We start from the raw sequence: 17,309 nt of genomic DNA, 5'->3' as shown, positions 1-17,309 counted from the left end.
GGTGCCCGAACCCGGAATCGAACCAGGGACACGAGGATTTTCAATCCTCTGCTCTACCGACTGAGCTATTCGGGCAATTTTGAGTACTCACGATTTGCTTTAAAGCATCTCGTTTTGGAGTGCGCGTATAATATAGCGGTGATCCTCTCGCTGCAAGTCCTTTTTTTTATTCGGTTGTCCATTCGATTAGTTAATATGCAAAGTGTGTTTTTTATGATCCAATTGGTGTTTTTTTAATGGAAAATGATGTTTATTGTTCAACTATTCGCAAGGTATGAATGGATTGATTGTTATGTTGATTTTTTGTCATTCATCTGCTTTTCTAATAAATCGAAATTAATCTTCTATTTTTATTGATTTTAATTTCATGATTTCTCGGTATGATATCGAAAAAATGTAAAGCATAAGGCACGGTATGTTTCGAAATACAAGCAGTGGATATGGCATTGTTACTATCATAGTACATTGGGTGAGTGCATTTGCCGTTATTGGCCTTTTCTGTTTAGGATTTTGGATGGTGGATTTAACCTATTACAGTACTTGGTATAAAACTGCGCCTCATATTCACAAGAGTCTAGGTGTTTTATTACTGTTTTTAACCATTTTTCGCTTAGCTTGGCGATGGGGAAATCCTAAGCCCTTGAGTGACACTCAACATAAACCATGGGAAAGAAAAGTTAGCCATTATGTGCATCTATTCCTTTACTTACTTATGTTTATCATTATGGGCAGTGGTTATTTGATTTCAACAGCAGATGATAGAGGTATTTTGGTGTTTGACTGGTTTGAATTAGCCAGTCTAGGGCAACTATTTAATGATCAGGCAGATATTGCGGGTTTAATTCACAAAGTGTTGGCTTATAGCTTAATTGGGCTAGTGATCCTTCACGGTTTGGGGGCATTAAAACATCATTTTGTCGATAAAGATACCACCCTCATGAGAATGTTGAAAATAACGTCTAAATAAGAAACCGATAAAAAGGCGACATTGTAAAACAAATTAGCTCAAAGCAATTGTAATTACCAAGGATTTGAATATGAAAAAACAGATATTATCAATGGCACTATCAACGTCATTATTATTTGGTGGAATGGCACAAGCCGCTGACTATGTCATTGATACTCAGGGCGTCCATGCATCCATCGAATTTAGGGTGAGCCATTTAGGTTATAGTTTTGTCGTGGGGCGCTTCAATGAATTTGAAGGGGAATTTAGTTTCGATAAAGACAAACTAGCCGATGCTAAAGTGAATGTGATAATTAATACGACAAGTGTTGATTCTAACCATGCTGAGCGTGATAAACATTTGCGTGGTAGTGATTTTCTAAATGTGGGTAAGCACCCTAAGGCCAGTTTCACCTCCACATCGGTAGTGGATAAAGGAGAAGGGAATTTTATCATTAACGGTGACTTTACATTAAATGGCGTCACTAAACCTTTAGCGATTACGGCGCATGAGATCGGTGAAGGAAAAGATCCTTGGGGAGGTTATCGAGCAGGTTTTGAGGGCACGGCTGAGTTTGCGTTAAAAGATTATAATATTAAGATGGATTTAGGCCCTGCATCGAAGAATGTGAAACTTGATCTTATCATTGAAGGTATTAAACAATAAGCGAGTCCCTTAATAAGTGAGTCTCTTAATAACTGAGTCCCTTAGAGTCAATTAATTTATATTTTTTATTCAGTATGTTAGGCCCATTTATGGGCCTTTTTTATAGGAGAGCGAAAAAGTAGCAGGTTTTATGGGGGCTATATCGCTTTAGTCTTGGTTGTTTTTATCAGTGTGTGAATAATAATTAAACAGGGATATTGTTGAATAACATTTGTTAACTAACAGATGTTAACTAACAGATATGATTAAAAAGGAAAAGGTATGGCGTTGAAAGATCAGCTCTGCCTTGCTTTATCTGGCGCTGTCACAGTGATTGTTGCTTATGCCAGCTCTGCGGTGATAGTGTTTAATGCCGCGCACACTGTAGGTGCATCAGCCTCTGAAATAACGTCATGGATGTGGGCTCTCGGTGTTGGTATGGGGTTATCAAGCTTACTCTTATCACTATATTACAAGGTGCCTTTACTCACGGCATGGTCAACCCCAGGGGCCGCACTTTTGGTGACCAGCTTAAGTGGTGTGAGTTTACACGAAGCCATAGCCGGTTTTTTGATGTGTTCATTTCTCATTACCTTATGCGGTGTATTTGGCTTGATGGATAAGTTAATGGGGTTTATTCCTAAATCCCTTGCTTCAGCTATGCTTGCAGGCATATTGCTTCAGTTTGTATTGAATATTTTTGTTGCGGCTCAAGCTCATCTCGTGTTGATTTTAATCATGTTACTTTTTTATTTATTGGGGAAATACCGCTGGCCAACATTTAATATTCCTTTAGTGCTCATTGTGGGGATTGTGGTGAGTTATTTTTCAAAAGATTTATCTTTCAACACATTACATTGGCATTTAGCGACGCCGATTTTTATTGAACCGGCATGGAGCTATGCGGGGATCATTGGGGTTGGAGTGCCCTTATTTATTGTCACCATGTGCTCTCAAAATCTACCCGGACTGGCGGTATTGCAGGCATATCGTTACTCCGTTAACGTTTCTCCTTTGATCACAGTAACGGGAGTGACTGGTTTATTTTTAGCTTCTTTTGGTGGTTTTGCTTTTAATTTAGCTGCGATTACCGCAGCAATTTGCATGGGAGAAGACGTTCACCCTAATAAAAACAAACGTTATTGGGCAGCGGTATGGGCGGGAGGCTTCTATCTTTTACTGGGATTATTTGCCGCTACAATTGCACAAATATTATTGCTATTCCCAAGCGCGTTAGTCATGGGCCTTGCCGGCTTGGCTTTATTAGGCACCTTTTCCAGTAGCTTATTAGCGGCATTAGAAGGCAAAGAAATAGGTGCATTATTCACCTTTGTTATTACTGCCTCTGGTGTGACGATTTTACATATTGGCAGTGCTTTTTGGGGAATAATGCTAGGATTAATCATTTATTATTGCATCGATAGAAAGTGTGCTTTGAGTTAGCGCATATTAATCAAACACGAGCTTTCCATAGAGTAACTTTAAAGTTCTAGTGAATATATTTTGATTGACATACTCTCAATGTCGATTTATTTTCCAGTGGAATAGTTTTTAATTCAGAACAATGTCTTAAAAGCTTTTGTTCTGAACTTATTCATAAAATGAATGATAGATTAGAAAAATAATAAAGAGAGTTGTTCATTATGTCTGAGCCAAGTGCCCTTAGCCTTATTCCACCTGTCGTGGTCATTGTTTTAGCCATTGGATTACGTCGTCCTATTTTATCCTTAATCATAGGTTCGGTTGTGGGGCTATTATTCATCGATCCCAGTGAAGTCTTGGTTAATTTTTCTCAAATTTCATTAAAAGTGATGGCTGATGAAACCATAGGTTGGCTTATTCTTGTGTGTGGAAGCTTTGGTTCCCTGATTGCGTTATTAGTGCGTACTGGCGGGGCCAGTGCTTTTGGGCGTTATGCGTTAAAGTTTGCTCGCGGTCAAAAATCATCCCTTATGGTGACATTTTTTCTGGGTGTGATTATTTTTATTGATGATTATTTAAATGCGTTAACCGTCGGCTCGACGATGCAAAGGGTGACGGATAAATTTCACGTTTCTCGAGAAATGTTAGCTTATGTTGTTGACTCGACCGCAGCGCCTATTTGTGTATTAGTGCCATTATCCACTTGGGCTGTTTTTTTTGGCGGACTCTTGATTGATAATGGCATAGCTGCAAAGGGTGAGGGGATTCAAGTTTATATGCAAGCCATTCCATATATGCTTTATGCATGGCTTGCGATTGTGGTGGTGCTATTTGTGATCATGGGAATATTACCGGCTTTAGGGCCCATGAAAACGGCACAAGAAGCCGCTCTATCGGGAAAATTTATTGCCAATGAACTGAATCATAATGACGTAAAAACAGCGGATGAATATGCCCTTAAGGCTATAGAAGAAGAGTTTGAACAGACAGATCCCCATGGTGCTTTACATAACTTTTTTGTACCTATTTTTTTGTTAGTGGGCTTTTCTGTGTATTTTGATATTGATATATGGTTAGGGTTACTGGCAACGTTGGCGATAACTCTCCCTTATTATTGGCTGCAAAGACTGATGCCACTTTCTGAGATGATGGAGCAAATGTTAGATGGCTTTAAAAGTATGTTGCCAGCGATTGGTACCGTTGTCGCGGCATTTGTGTTTAAGGATGTTTGCGATAAGCTTCATTTATCTGAGTATGTTATTCAATCACTATCACCGCTTATGACAGCCCAACTTTTACCGGCAATGGTGTTTGTTTCCATGGCATTATTGGCATTTGCAACGGGATCCAGCTGGGGCATTTTTGCTGTGTCTATTCCCATAGTGATGCCATTAGCACAATCGGTTAATGCAGATATTTATTTAGTTATTGGTGCATTGTTATCTGCATCATCTTTTGGCAGCCAAGCATGTTTTTATTCAGATTCAACGGTTTTAGCGGCGCAGGGATCAGGCTGTAATTTACTCAGTCATGGTTTAAGCCAGCTTCCTTATACATTAATTGCGGCAGCATTTGCCTTTTTAGGTTTTATTTTGTTGGCTTAAACGAATATCCCCGTAATACTGCAACTTAAAGTATTACAGGGATTAAAAAGAGCAGCTTATGTGCTGCTCTTAAGGTCTGGTACTTAGAAGGTGAGGCTCCAGCTATCTATGGTACCTGTATCCCATCTGGCACTATCCACCGCCTTAAGCTGCCAATTGCCATTGACATTATTGCCACTTAAATTCAGTGAGTAGGTTTCATTGATGTCGTTACTGCTTCCTCCAGAGTTATTGTGCAGATTGAAGATTTCTCCACTTGGGCTGGTGAGCGTCACAGCAAGATCGCCAATATAGGAGTGGCTAATATTGATTTGAACACTCACACTTGACGGGTTACCGTCTAATGTCACATTGATATTGCTACTGGCACCTACGCTGTCGTTATCAGGAATAGAAACTGGGGTATTATTCTCAAATTTATCTTCACCACCATTGTCATCACCACCGTCAAAGCTTGCCACTAATGTGACTCCCGCATAACTGGAGTAACCATTGAGCATCACATAATAACGAGCGGTATCGGGAGCTGTTACACTGCAGGTTTCATCGTTGCCATTTTCATAAGGACGACAATCATAGCTGTCAGTGGTTGGTTGGCTACCGGATTTTAAATACAGATCAGCATCGCCGCTACCACCACTCATTTGCACGCTTAAGTTCGTCGCGTTTGCGGGCACATCAATAAAATAATGGGTTTGTGAATTGTTATTGCCTGATAAATTAGTCAATGCTACACCGTTGACAAGTTCGACAGCTTCGCTGGGAGGAGGAGTATCTCCACAACTGGCATTGACTCCTACTTGGTTAAAGGCGTTGATCACGTCGGCAGAATCATAACCTAGGTCGTCCGCTGCTTTTTTGGCGCCGCAACCACCTTCATCAAAGTCTGAGTTGGATGTCCAATAAAGTTGATTGGCTTTGACCATAATGGCGAAGGCTTTTTTGGTATCCCAGCCACTTGTATTAGCGAGTAAGTAAAAGGCTTTATTAAATACGCCGCTGGAATAATGCACGTTCATACCGAAAGAGAAGTCATCGGCATGGCCAATGGAGTTACCATCTAGAGTCGGATCGGCAAAATAACGTAATGCGCCTTCGCTTTTAAAGATTTGTGCGCCAACCAACCAGTCATTGCTGCCATGCATGTAAAACTCAGCCGCTTCACCCGCCATGTCAGAGAAGGCTTCATTCATGCCACCAGAGCGACCACTGTAAACTAAGTCTGAGTTTTGTTCAGTAAATCCGTGACTGACTTCATGGGCCGACACATCTAAACTCACTAGTGGATAAAAGGTATTAGCACCGTCACCAAATGTCATTGCAGAACCATTCCAGAATGCGTTTTCATAGTTACTGGAATAATGCACTCGCATGGTTAATTGAAAGGTGAGAGGAGCCGTGCCGTACCAATCATTAAACATGTTAAAAACCACACCACCAAAGAAATGAGCATCGTTGAGGGGGGAATAAGCACCATTGATGCTTTTGACGGTATTGCGTGGACAAGTATAGCTATAGGCAGTGGATCCCGATGTTGAACCATTGAGGTTAACGGTTTTCACGTTATCATTATTCATAGTACAGGTATTACCTGATTGAGTGACGTCAAGAGACTCAAAGTCACTACCATATTCATATTGTCCGGTTTTTTCATTACCACCAGGGCCTGTGCCGACAAGAGCGTGATTCAGCCCATCCCATTGCTCAAGTATTTCACCTGTATGGGCATCAATCATGGCAAAGGGTCGGCTTGGGTTGCTACCTGCGTCAAAGAAAGACACTCGATAGACGAGTCTAGCCCTATTGTCGCTGTCCATGTAGATGAACAACTGGCTTTGTTTGTTTTCAATGTGACCGGATAACAAATGTTGCTGTAACAAGGTGTCAAAAGCTTGCTGTTGAGTGAGTTTTGGTGTGGTGCTGGTGAGATCAACTTCTATATTTTGTAATGTGGTGGCAGATTGTGCTTGCTCAATGTTCCACTCATTGGCTTGTGCAACAATATTAGCGTCATAAACCTCAACTCCTCGATAAAGTTGCTTATATCTGATTTTTTCTTTTCCATCAGCAATGGTGACACGGCGGACTTCTTGCACTTGATACTCATCATTTAAATTGAGTTGTTGTAATAAAGATGAGCGGTCTATGGAGGTTGAGTTGTTGATATTATTGCCTGAATGTGTGTGCCATTGTGCAGCCTGAGCAGACATGCTTAATCCCATTGCGCATACAAGAGGTGTGAGCTTATAAATAAGCGACATAAATGTAGATCCTTTAATAGAAAGTAGGAGGTAAAGTGTCATTGGCTAACTCGACCACGCTTTGATTAAAGACATCCACTATCCTGAGCTGAGCTTTGTAATCTATGTTGAAATCTATAAAGTTTGTATATAGTATAAAAGTGGTAACTTAATAAAGATCAATCTCTTACCTATAAATTAGCTTATTCTAATTCATTATAATATATATTCATAATATACATTTGGTTGATCTTTGTTGTTTAAATATTGTATTTGTGTTTATTTTTTGTTTTAAATTTGTTTAATTTGGTTTTATTTGAATGAATGATAATAACAGCGTGTTTTTATTCTTTACTCACTGTTTTAAAGTAAAAAAGTCTCTACTTTGCTGTTATATCTTTTTTGAGTGATTTTTTATTCGATTTGGTTTGCGAGTAACATTCAAATAATAAGGGCAGTAAAACATCGTTAAGCCATGCTTTACTGCCCCCATTATTTAAAATAATTTACTTCCCCATCCTAGTTTATTTCTCAGCACGTGAAAATAACTGTGTCCTTTGGGATGGATGAGTTTTAATGTATCTTCACTTCGCTTGATAATGATTTTATCACCAGGCAACACAGATAAATGCACATGCCCGTCACAGCTTACGTCTAAATTATCGCCGTTGTGAGGTGAGACGACTAAGGTGATGGTACTTTTGGCATCAATGACAATAGGGCGACTTGATAAGGTGTGCGGAAACATAGGCACTAAAATCATGGCTTCTAAATTGGGAGTTAAAATGGCGCCACCTGCTGATAAAGAATAAGCGGTTGAGCCTGTAGGTGTTGCGATGATCATGCCATCGGCACGTTGGCTGTACATAAATTTGTCGTCGATATAGACTTCAAATTCGATCATATGCGCAATTTTTCCTGGGTGTAACGCTGCTTCGTTAACTGCGGTATTACAAGATTTGAGTTCGCCGTGGCGATGGACTTCCGCTTCGAGTAAGAAACGGTGTTCGGTTTCAAACTCTCCTTGAAGAACAGCTTGTAATATATCTTCAAAACCTTCTGGTGGAAGATCGGTCAAAAAGCCTAAATTACCACGATTGACACCAATGACACTGATATCAAATCGGGAGAGCACTCGCGCTGCACCTAGCATATTACCATCGCCACCCACCACTATGGCTAAGTCACATTGCTCACCCAGTTCGAGTAGATCGACCGCTTGCACTTGAGTGCTAATTTCATCGGCGACTCTATCTTCAACAAGGACGGTAAAACCTTGAGCGCATAACCACTTAATCAAGCGTTTGAGCGTGAGATGGGTACCATGGTGATTGGGCTTACCTATCAGGCCGATCGTTTTAAACTGACTCGTCATAACATATTTGATCCTTTGTTCGCAGCATAGACCTTGAAACCTTAGAATAGATCCCCATAATATGCTCATAACTTGCAGAAACAAAGCATTTTTAGTCGGAGCAGAAATGAGTAAAGAATCAAATAAAGCTGAAAATATTCAAGCAGAAGAGATTGAAACCGTGTCAGAAGACGTGTTGGAAGGGGATCTGATTAACGAAGCAGAAGAAGCGGCAGAAACCGAAGCAAGCTTGATGGATGAACTGACTCAGGCTAATTTTCGAGTTGAAGAATTAGAACAAGCCTTAAAAGCGGCTGAAGCAAAAGTGAATGAGCAAAAAGATTCAGTTGTACGGGCTGCCGCTGAAGTGGATAACATTCGTCGCCGTGCGGCTATGGATGTTGAAAAGGCGCGTAAATTTGCTTTAGAAAAGTTTGCTAATGAATTGCTACCAGTATTGGATAATTTAGAGCGTGCATTAGAAGGGACAGATGCCGAAGCCGAAGCCACTAAAGCAATTTATGAAGGTGTTGAGTTAACCCTTAAAGGTTTTGTGGGCGCGGTTGATAAGTTTGGTTTAAAGCAAGTAAGCCCTCAAGGCGAAGCGTTTAATCCTGACTTACATCAAGCTATAGGTATGCAGCCAAGTAGTGAATTCGCTGCCAATACTGTTATGGCTGTCATGCAAAAAGGTTATGTGCTTAATGAGCGTCTATTACGCCCTGCAATGGTGATGGTGTCACAAGGCGAGGCCTAATCACTGATACGTGAGCTTTAAGGCTCTTGATGAAAAGATAATAAAAGCCAGTTAATGATGATTAGCTGGCTTTTTTCTTGCTTAATGGCCTATTGATTAAAATTGCTACCTACATTCTGTTTGTTGTTAACGGCGGTTGTTTGTCAGCGCTTGCTAAGATAAAGCGTAAAGCGGAGTTAAGTGAAAGGTGATAAAAAAGCGCCTTTGGTCTTTTTTGATACAAAAGGCGCTGATTGCAAGCTGGATTGAAGATTAAGGGTTAAGGCTGTTAGTCTTTAAGATAGGTTTGGATTTGTTGTAAAATGCCGTCACTATCGAGTTGTAGATCCGCTAAAATCTCTTCGGCTGCACCATGTTTAATAAATTCATCGGGTAGGCCAATTTGTAAGACAGGTTTGAATACTTTTTGCTGCTGTAAAACTTCCAATACCGCGGAGCCTGCACCGCCCATAATGGCATTTTCTTCCACAGTGACAAGCACATCATGTTCTTGCGCTAGACTGACAATTAAATCAGTATCTATGGGTTTGACAAAGCGCATATCGGCAACAGTGGCATCAAGTGTATCAGCGGCCAGTGAGCAGTTAGCCAGTAAAGTGCCAAAATTTAAAATGGCGACTTTTTTCCCTTGGCGTTTAATCGAACCTTTGCCAATAGGAATGGAGGTGAGTGCTTCAACTTGCTTAGCGCCCGTTGCGGATCCACGGGGATAGCGAACCGCTGTTGGACCTGCTTGATAGCGGTAACCTGTGTAAAGCATTTGGCGGCATTCATTTTCATCCGATGGCGTCATGATCACCATGTTAGGCACAGTGCGCATAAAGCTTAAGTCAAAGGCCCCTTGATGGGTTGGACCATCTGCACCCACAATGCCACCACGATCTATAGCAAATAAAATCGGCAGTTTTTGCAATGCCACATCATGGATGAGTTGATCATAGCCGCGTTGTAAAAAAGTGGAGTATATCGCGACGACGGCCTGATAGCCCTCACAAGCAAGACCTGCTGCTAAAGTGACGGCATGTTGTTCAGCAATGGCGGCATCAAAATATTGCTTGGGAAAACGCTGAGAGAATTCCACCATGCCTGAGCCTTCTCGCATCGCCGGAGTGATGGCGAGTAATTTTTCATCGTTTTGTGCAACATCACACAACCATTTACCAAAGACTTGAGAAAAAGTGGGTGAGCTAGGTTTGGCACTGGGCTTTTTAAATTGAGTATGATCAAATTTAGGCACCGCATGCCAGCCGATAGGATCTTTTTCCGCGGGCTCATAGCCTTTGCCTTTTTTGGTCATAATATGCAGAATTTGTGGGCCTTTGAGTTGACGCATATTGCGTAAGGTTTCCACAAGTGAGTCCACATCATGGCCATCAATAGGGCCAATGTAATTAAAGCCAAATTCTTCAAATAAGGTGCCCGGAACCACCATACCTTTGAGGTGTTCTTCCGTGCGTTTTGCCATCTCTTTAATGGTCGGCATGTTTTGGAGCACTTTTTTGCTGCCTTCGCGAATGCTGGTATAAAAACGTCCAGACATTAATTGGGCAAGATGGTTATTCAGTGCGCCCACATTTTCTGAAATCGACATTTCATTGTCATTGAGTACAATTAACATGTCATTGTGAATGTCGCCAGCATGGTTTAATGCCTCAAAGACCATGCCACCCGTCATTGCACCATCACCTATAACGGCAACCACTTTTCGATCGGCTTGTTCTTTTTCAGCAGCAATGGCCATGCCTAAAGCCGCGCTCACTGAGGTGCCTGAGTGACCGACACTGAACGTATCGAAAGGACTTTCTTCACGCCAAGGAAAAGGATGTATGCCTCCTTTTTGCCTGATAGTATGCATACGATCCCGGCGACCCGTTAAAATTTTATGTGGGTAGGCCTGATGGCCAACATCCCAAATTAATCGGTCAAAAGGCGTGTTGTAAACATAATGTAAAGCAACCGTGAGCTCAACTGTGCCTAAGCCAGAAGCAAAATGCCCACTTGAGGTTGCCACCGAATTGAGCAAAAAAGCTCTAAGTTCATCAGCAACTTGAGGTAATACAGACTGAGGTAGCTGTCTTAGCTCTTCGGGAGTGTTAGCCTGTTCAAGCACAGGAAATGGAGATTTATCACAGCTCATAACGAGATTCTTTGTCTCTTTTTATACTCTTCGCTCAATAATGTAACGAGCAAATTCGGCAATTAACTGGCTATTGTAAGGCAATTTGGCCAGCGCTGATAGTGCATTCTGGATTAAAGTGTGTGCAGTTTGTTGCGCACCTGCTAATCCAAGTAATTTGGGGTAAGTACTTTTATTGGCATCGGTATCGGAACCTTGAGGTTTTCCGAGCTCTTCGGTACTGGCTGTGATATCCAGTACATCATCTTGTACTTGAAAGGCCAGTCCAATGGCATCGGCGAAATCGTATAAATGGCGGCATTCATCAGCGTCAATATTTGCCGCGATAATGGCCAGTTCAACTGCGCAGCGGATCAAAGCGCCTGTTTTGAGGCGATGAAGCTGAGTCAGGGTGGCTAAATCAATTTGCTTGTCAGTGGCATTAAGATCGATGGCTTGCCCGCCACACATGCCATTATACCCTGAGGCTGTTGCTAAGGCTTGCACCATAGATAACTGTTGTTTCGCCTCAAGATCTGAAGAGCGGCTGATAATATCAAATGCCAGCGATTGCAGTGCGTCACCGGCTAAAATCGCAGTGGCTTCATCAAAGGCAATATGTAATGTCGGTTGTCCACGTCTTAGCGCATCATCATCCATCGCAGGAAGATCATCATGGATCAGCGAATACGCGTGAATGCACTCAATGGCTGCAGCAGCCGCATCAAGTTGATTAAGATCAAGATTAAGCATGTCGCCAATGGCATAGACCAGAAAAGGGCGAATGCGTTTTCCACCTTGAAGAACGCCTTGTTTCATGGCGGCTTTAAGATGTTCATCAGAGACGGGTAACGCAGTGATTGTTTGCGTTAAGTAGGCATCGACTCTGTGTTGATATTGCTCGATTCTTGTTTGTAACAATTACACATCCTCTGGCTGGTAAGGCGTTAAGGTTTCCTCACCATCCTCTTGCATTAAGATAGCGACTTTTTGCTGAGCGCTGTCTAATTTTTGCTGACTGCTTCGAACCAGCTTAATGCCGCGTTCAAATTGTTTTAACGCATTATCAAGGGATACATCGCCTTGTTCTAAGTCAGTCACAATTGTATCAAGTTCGAATAACGATTCTTCAAAGGTGAGATTTTCAGGTTTTTTAGCCACAGTGACAATTCCTCAATTTAAGCGACACACAAGGTATATCAGGCAAGGTGCTGGGTCAAATTATGGCGCCTATTTTATGCTCATTGAGCAGAATTCGTGAAGCTTTTTTGGCAAGTCAAGCCCATTTGTATCAATGAAAGTGAAAAAATCCTTCCCATGTCAACGTTTGAGAAAAACGCGACCGTGTTTTCTCAAGGGGCTTGAAGTGGTGATTATATAAGCGAATAAATGCTTTTATGGTGCAATTAACCTATTTAACGCTTCATTTTTTGCGCGATAGCCCGATAGTATGATGGAGCCATTTTTTATATGGATCGAATGTGGGCATTAAAGAAGTGAAGTAAGGGAGCATTGTGGATTTAGCAACATTAATTGGCTTGATTGGTGCCTTTGTTTTTGTCGTGATAGCCATGACAAACAGTGGTGGATTAGAGATTTTCTTTAATGTGTCCTCTATTCTCATCGTGGTGTTAGGTTCTTTATTTGTGGTGATGATCAAATATAACTTAAAGCAGTTCTTTGGCGCGACGAAAATTGCGTTCAAGGCTTTTATGTTTAAGTTAGATACGCCTGACGAGCTGATAGAACAAGCCGTGGTGATGGCTGATGCGGCGAGAAAAGGTGGCTTTTTAGCATTAGAAGAAGCCCAAATCAATAACAGTTTTTTACAAAAAGCCGTAGATATGCTGGTAGATGGTCATGACAGTGAAGTGGTGAGGGATGCCCTTGAAAAAGATATTGCCTTAACGGAGCAACGGCATAAATTGGGCATTGGGATCTTTCGAGCATTTGGAGATGTAGCGCCAGCCATGGGCATGATAGGCACGTTAATTGGTTTAGTCGGCATGTTATCGAATATGGACGATCCTAAATCCATAGGGCCCGCTATGGCTGTGGCCTTATTAACAACTTTATATGGCGCAGTGCTTGCGAATATGGTGGCCATTCCCATTGCCGACAAATTATCTCTAAGAATGGCTGAAGAAATGCTCAATCGTCATTTGATTATGGATGCTGTACTTGCGATTCAAGACGGACAGAATCCGAGAGTGATAGAGAGTTTTTTGAAAAACTATTTATCGGAGAAGCATCGCACCATCAATACCATGGACGGCAATTAAACCATGGGAAAGCCAAAAGTAAAGCCAAAAGGAAAGTGTGATTGTCCTCCACCAGGTGCACCAATGTGGTTGGCCACTTTTGCCGATCTTATGTCGCTATTGATGTGCTTTTTTGTTTTATTACTCACTTTTTCTGAAATGGATGTGATGAAATTTAAACAAATTGCGGGATCAATGAAATATGCTTTTGGTGTGCAAAATCAAATTGATGTCAAAGATATTCCCAAAGGCACGTCGGTGATAGCCTTAGAGTTTCGCCCAGGTCGCCCCGACAATACGCCGCTGGCGATCATTAATCAGCATACGCAAGAACTCACAGAGCCTATGTTAACCTTTCAAGCCGGTGATGATGACACTGTAGGAGGCATACAGGCACAAAAGGGTCAGCAGCGTGGAGGACAAGCGGCATCATCTAATGTGCAAGTCAATCAAGGAGAATTAACGGCAAATGAATTGGCGCAAGCTGAGATAAATCAAAAAGTAAGGAAAATAGCGCAAGCGCTTCATGAAGAAATTGTCGATGGCGCCATTGAAGTTGAATCTTTGGGTCAACAAATCATTATTCGCATTCGTGAAAAAGGGGCCTTTGCCTCGGGGTCGGGTTTTTTACAACCGCAATTTACACCTGTGATACGTCGTATTGGTGCTTTATTAAAAGATGTGCCGGGGATCATTTCGGTATCGGGACACACAGATAATCGCCGTATTGCTAATGAATTGTATCAATCCAATTGGGCGCTCTCCAGTAGCCGGGCTGTGGCTGTGGCCCATGAACTTATTCGAGTGCAGGGTTTTGATCAGGCTCGTATGAAAGTCATGGGTATGGCTTCAACTCAGCCGTTGGAAAATAATGATACTTGGCTTAACCGTGCTCGTAATCGCCGCGTTGAAATTGCCATCGAACAAGGTAAGCCGAAAATATCTGATGAGATCAGTGTGGAGTAAATGCTGCCAAAGAGCCACACTTTGAAGGTTTTTAATCTGCTGTTATGGTTTATTATTGAGTTAGCTATATTGAGTTAGCTATATTGAGTTAGCTATATTGAGTTAGCTATATTGAGTTAGCTATATTGAGTTAGCTATATTGATTTAGCTATATTATGAACGATAGCGGCCAATATTCAGATCTTGATATTGTATTTTTGGCTGAGTATGGCTAATAATATCTGCGAGTAATTGTCCCGAACCGCAGGCCATTGTCCAGCCTAAGGTGCCATGACCTGTGTTTGTATAGAGGTTTTTATAGGGGGTTTCTCCAATAATGGGCGTGCCATCGGGGGTCATAGGTCTTAATCCTGTCCAAAGGTCTGCTTGTTCAAGTTGACCGACATGGGGAAAGAGATCACTGACAACTCGATATAGGGTTGCCATTCGTTTCTTAGGAATAGAAAGGTTAAAACCATTCAATTCAGCGGTACCCGCTACGCGTAATCTATCATCAAAGCGTGTTAATGCGACCTTATAGGTTTCATCCATTATCGTAGACACTGGCGCGCACTCTGGATGGGTGATTGGCAATGTCATTGAATACCCTTTTACCGGATAAATAGGCAAGTGCATTCCTAAGGGCGAGAGTAACCTTGATGAATCGCTGCCTGCAGCGACGATATACTTATCAGCTTGAAGGCTTCCTTTACTGGTTGCCACTGCACTGATGGTATCACCATTGGTGATTAACTCATGAATATCTGTATTTAAGCAAAATGAGACTCCAGATTGTTTCAACAGCTGGGTCAAATGCTGACAAAACAGGTAGCAGTCGCCAGTTTCATCTTGAGGTAAATGTAATCCACCCACAAATTTATCGCTAACATGGTTAAGTGCAGGCTCTTTTTCTATGCAACCTACAGCATCGAGTAATGAAAATGCAATATTGCTTTCTTTAAGCAAGAGCATATCTTTTTTAATTGCAGTGAGCTGTGCATTATTTCTAAAGAGTTGTAATGTGCCTAATTGCCGACCTTGATACTCAATACCTGTTTCATTCCTTAGGGCTTGTAGGCAAACTTGACTATGGTTAGCTAACCGTAGCATTCTGGATTTGTTAATGTTGTAAGGCGCAAGACGGCAGTTTAATAACATTTTTCCCAGCCAAGACAGCATTAATGGTGATAAGCTTGGTGAGATTTTTAAAGGGGCATGTTTTTGAATAAGCCATTTGAGTGCTTTTAAGGGAATACTCGGGGCCGCCCAAGGGGAGGAGTAACCATAAGATATCTGTCCAGCATTAGCGAAACTCGTTTCTTTACCACATTCAGCTTGTCTGTCAACGACTGTCACCAGGTACCCTTTTTGCGCGAGATACCATGCACTTGTTAACCCTATGACTCCAGCACCTAATACTACAACCTTCATTACTCGCCTCTCAACATGTCACTTTTCTCTCTTCGATACTTGAAAATCTTCATATATCAAGTATCAATATATTGCTGGTTTTACTGTTAAGCGACAATCGATAATAATTAATGCCTGAGTATAGTATTTCTAAAGGCTGTTTATGGAGCGTTTAAAAAATAACATGGTGTCAGCACTCATGACCTTTGTTGAAGTCGGGTGTCATGGCAGTTTAACCAGCGCTGCCAAGGTAAAATGTGTCACAACAGGAGCTATCAGCCAACAACTCTTGCAACTTGAAGCTAATATCGGTGTTAAGCTATTGACTCGCCATTCCCGTGGCGTGACTTTAACCACTGCAGGTAGTCTGTTACATAAAGTCGCATTATCCAGCTTTCAAAGCCTAGATACGGCCATTACTAGCATTCAAAGCCAATCATCGGCGATTTCAGAAGTGAGGTTGAAACTCACGCCATCCTTTGCATTTAAATGGTTAGTGCCTAGGCTTGAAGATTTTCATCGGCAGTTTCCTGATATTCAAGTTCAGTTAGATGCGGTTAATTCTGTGCTGGATGACAATACCACTGATTTTGATTTGGCCATTGATTATGGCCCAATACCTTACAGGGATCCCAATGCCGAAATGTTATTAGCTGAACAACTGATCCCAGTTATGAATCCCAGTTATTTAAGTCAACATGCGGAGATTGCAGACAGAAAAGCAGATGTCGAGTCATGGTCAAAGATCACCTTGCTCCATGATGCCAAGCCTTGGTTAGGTGCTGTTCGCCACCATGAGTGGAAAGCGTGGGCTGAAACAAAGGGGGTAAACTTACCCTATGATAAAGGTCATTTTTTTAATCGGACTGATATGGCTATGTCAGCAGCAGAGGCTGGAGTCGGTATTGCATTAGCGAGAAATGCGTTGATCCAAGATGAGCTATCTAGTGGTCGACTCGTTGCGCCATTACCTAGTATTAATGCCAATGCGGGCTATTTTCTTATCTCCCATATCCGCTCTCCTGCTGGAGAATGTTTTAGTCAATGGTTAAGAGCGCAGGTACGCCACTGTGTATCGATTGAGAATGGGTTGCGTTCCGTTTAAGCATAATGTTGAACGTTGGCTAGTTGGGCTTGTGAGCTAGTGTAGTTGGACTTGTGAGTTAGAGGATGGTTGAGAGTTGAGAGGAAACCACGACTAGTGACCTACCAGTGATTAACGATTTTACAACAATGGGTTGTAACTGTATCCTTACTGCTTAAAATTAAGCAGTTTGAAGGTTATCTTACTGCTATTCAATAAGCTGTTAGCATTCTAAATTAGCAAGTTGCAATTATAACCAAAGGAAAAACGATGACAGATAGAGAAAGCTTTGGCAGTGTGAGCCTTGTACGGCAAGGAGATCATAGGTTTTATTCTTTTACCATGCCAAGTGATGTACTTGCAGAGACATGTTTTGTCGTGAATCGTGATGAAAATCCTATCGAGGGGTTTCAACGTGAGTTAGATAAAAAAAGAGCCTCAGAAATAGTAATGCCAGTAAGTTAAGCTTATTGGCATTTTTTATTTCTAGCATATCGCTGTGGTCTTCGTTTGACTGCTCGGGG

15 protein-coding genes and 1 tRNA gene are annotated in these 17,309 nt (G+C 41.7%); 9 read left to right on the top strand and 7 right to left on the bottom strand.

Annotated elements, in window-relative coordinates; genetic code table 11:
* Nucleotides 1-2: 2 nt before the first annotated feature.
* Nucleotides 3-75, bottom strand: a tRNA-Phe gene (locus tag Q0791_RS21450).
* 340 nt (nt 76-415) lie between these two features.
* Between Q0791_RS21450 and Q0791_RS21445 the strand changes: the two genes are divergently transcribed.
* From Q0791_RS21445 to Q0791_RS21430, 4 genes are all read left to right on the top strand, one after another.
* Nucleotides 416-967 carry a cytochrome b gene (locus tag Q0791_RS21445; RefSeq protein WP_299011070.1) on the top strand — a complete coding sequence of 184 codons (552 nt, stop codon included), beginning with the start codon at nt 416-418 and terminating at the stop codon, nt 965-967.
* Between the two features lie 70 nt (nt 968-1,037).
* Nucleotides 1,038-1,613, top strand: a complete 576-nt coding sequence (locus Q0791_RS21440; RefSeq protein ID WP_299011067.1) for a YceI family protein — start codon at nt 1,038-1,040, stop codon at nt 1,611-1,613.
* A 261-nt stretch (nt 1,614-1,874) separates the two neighbouring features.
* The gene (locus Q0791_RS21435; protein WP_299011060.1) at nt 1,875-3,035 is read left to right on the top strand and encodes a benzoate/H(+) symporter BenE family transporter; all 1,161 of its coding nucleotides are present in this window, start codon (nt 1,875-1,877) and stop codon (nt 3,033-3,035) included.
* Nucleotides 3,036-3,235: 200 nt separating this feature from the next.
* Complete coding sequence (locus Q0791_RS21430) at nt 3,236-4,618, top strand: Na+/H+ antiporter NhaC family protein (protein ID WP_299011057.1); 1,383 nt, start codon at nt 3,236-3,238, stop codon at nt 4,616-4,618.
* An 83-nt stretch (nt 4,619-4,701) separates the two neighbouring features.
* Here the strand turns inward: Q0791_RS21430 and Q0791_RS21425 are convergent, their stop codons facing one another.
* Entirely contained in the window at nt 4,702-6,879 is a 2,178-nt protein-coding gene (locus tag Q0791_RS21425) for a M4 family metallopeptidase (RefSeq protein WP_299011054.1), read from the bottom strand.
* Nucleotides 6,880-7,354: 475 nt separating this feature from the next.
* Nucleotides 7,355-8,233 carry an NAD(+) kinase gene (gene nadK, locus Q0791_RS21420; RefSeq protein ID WP_299011051.1) on the bottom strand — a complete coding sequence of 293 codons (879 nt, stop codon included), beginning with the start codon at nt 8,231-8,233 and terminating at the stop codon, nt 7,355-7,357.
* A 106-nt stretch (nt 8,234-8,339) separates the two neighbouring features.
* Between nadK and grpE the strand changes: the two genes are divergently transcribed.
* Nucleotides 8,340-8,969: a nucleotide exchange factor GrpE gene (gene grpE, locus Q0791_RS21415; protein ID WP_299011048.1), complete on the top strand. Its 630-nt coding sequence runs from the start codon at nt 8,340-8,342 to the stop codon at nt 8,967-8,969.
* Between the two features lie 268 nt (nt 8,970-9,237).
* Here the strand turns inward: grpE and dxs are convergent, their stop codons facing one another.
* Genes dxs through xseB form a run of 3 tightly spaced genes read right to left on the bottom strand, consistent with a single transcriptional unit; the run spans nt 9,238 to nt 12,246 of the window.
* Entirely contained in the window at nt 9,238-11,106 is a 1,869-nt protein-coding gene (dxs, locus tag Q0791_RS21410; protein WP_299011045.1) for a 1-deoxy-D-xylulose-5-phosphate synthase, read from the bottom strand.
* A 21-nt stretch (nt 11,107-11,127) separates the two neighbouring features.
* A complete protein-coding gene (gene ispA, locus Q0791_RS21405; RefSeq protein ID WP_299011042.1) occupies nt 11,128-12,006 on the bottom strand; it encodes a (2E,6E)-farnesyl diphosphate synthase in 879 nt (292 codons plus the stop codon).
* A complete protein-coding gene (gene xseB, locus Q0791_RS21400) occupies nt 12,007-12,246 on the bottom strand; it encodes an exodeoxyribonuclease VII small subunit (RefSeq protein ID WP_299011039.1) in 240 nt (79 codons plus the stop codon).
* A gap of 353 nt (nt 12,247-12,599) precedes the next feature.
* Between xseB and pomA the strand changes: the two genes are divergently transcribed.
* Together pomA and Q0791_RS21390 are read left to right on the top strand one after the other, a co-directional pair.
* Nucleotides 12,600-13,367, top strand: coding sequence for a flagellar motor protein PomA (gene pomA, locus Q0791_RS21395; RefSeq protein WP_299011036.1), 768 nt, complete (start codon nt 12,600-12,602; stop codon nt 13,365-13,367).
* A 3-nt stretch (nt 13,368-13,370) separates the two neighbouring features.
* Nucleotides 13,371-14,312, top strand: a complete 942-nt coding sequence (locus Q0791_RS21390; protein ID WP_299011032.1) for a flagellar motor protein MotB — start codon at nt 13,371-13,373, stop codon at nt 14,310-14,312.
* A 153-nt stretch (nt 14,313-14,465) separates the two neighbouring features.
* On the opposite strand, the gene Q0791_RS21385 is transcribed toward Q0791_RS21390, so the two are convergent.
* Nucleotides 14,466-15,722 (bottom strand): D-amino acid dehydrogenase, encoded by a 1,257-nt coding sequence (locus Q0791_RS21385; RefSeq protein WP_299011030.1) that lies wholly within the window; start codon nt 15,720-15,722, stop codon nt 14,466-14,468.
* A 142-nt stretch (nt 15,723-15,864) separates the two neighbouring features.
* On the opposite strand from Q0791_RS21385, the gene Q0791_RS21380 reads away from it, so the two are divergent.
* Both Q0791_RS21380 and Q0791_RS21375 read left to right on the top strand, forming a co-directional pair.
* On the top strand, nt 15,865-16,806 hold the full coding sequence (locus Q0791_RS21380; protein ID WP_299011028.1) for a LysR substrate-binding domain-containing protein: 942 nt from the start codon (nt 15,865-15,867) through the stop codon (nt 16,804-16,806).
* Nucleotides 16,807-17,055: 249 nt separating this feature from the next.
* Nucleotides 17,056-17,250 (top strand): hypothetical protein, encoded by a 195-nt coding sequence (locus Q0791_RS21375; RefSeq protein ID WP_299011026.1) that lies wholly within the window; start codon nt 17,056-17,058, stop codon nt 17,248-17,250.
* The last annotated feature ends 59 nt before the right edge of the window (nt 17,251-17,309 follow it).

The sequence above is a fragment of the uncultured Shewanella sp. genome (assembly GCF_947495455.1).
Taxonomy (GTDB): domain Bacteria; phylum Pseudomonadota; class Gammaproteobacteria; order Enterobacterales; family Shewanellaceae; genus Shewanella.
Note: the sequence above shows the minus strand (reverse complement) of the source record. Positions and strands in the feature narration are given on the sequence as shown.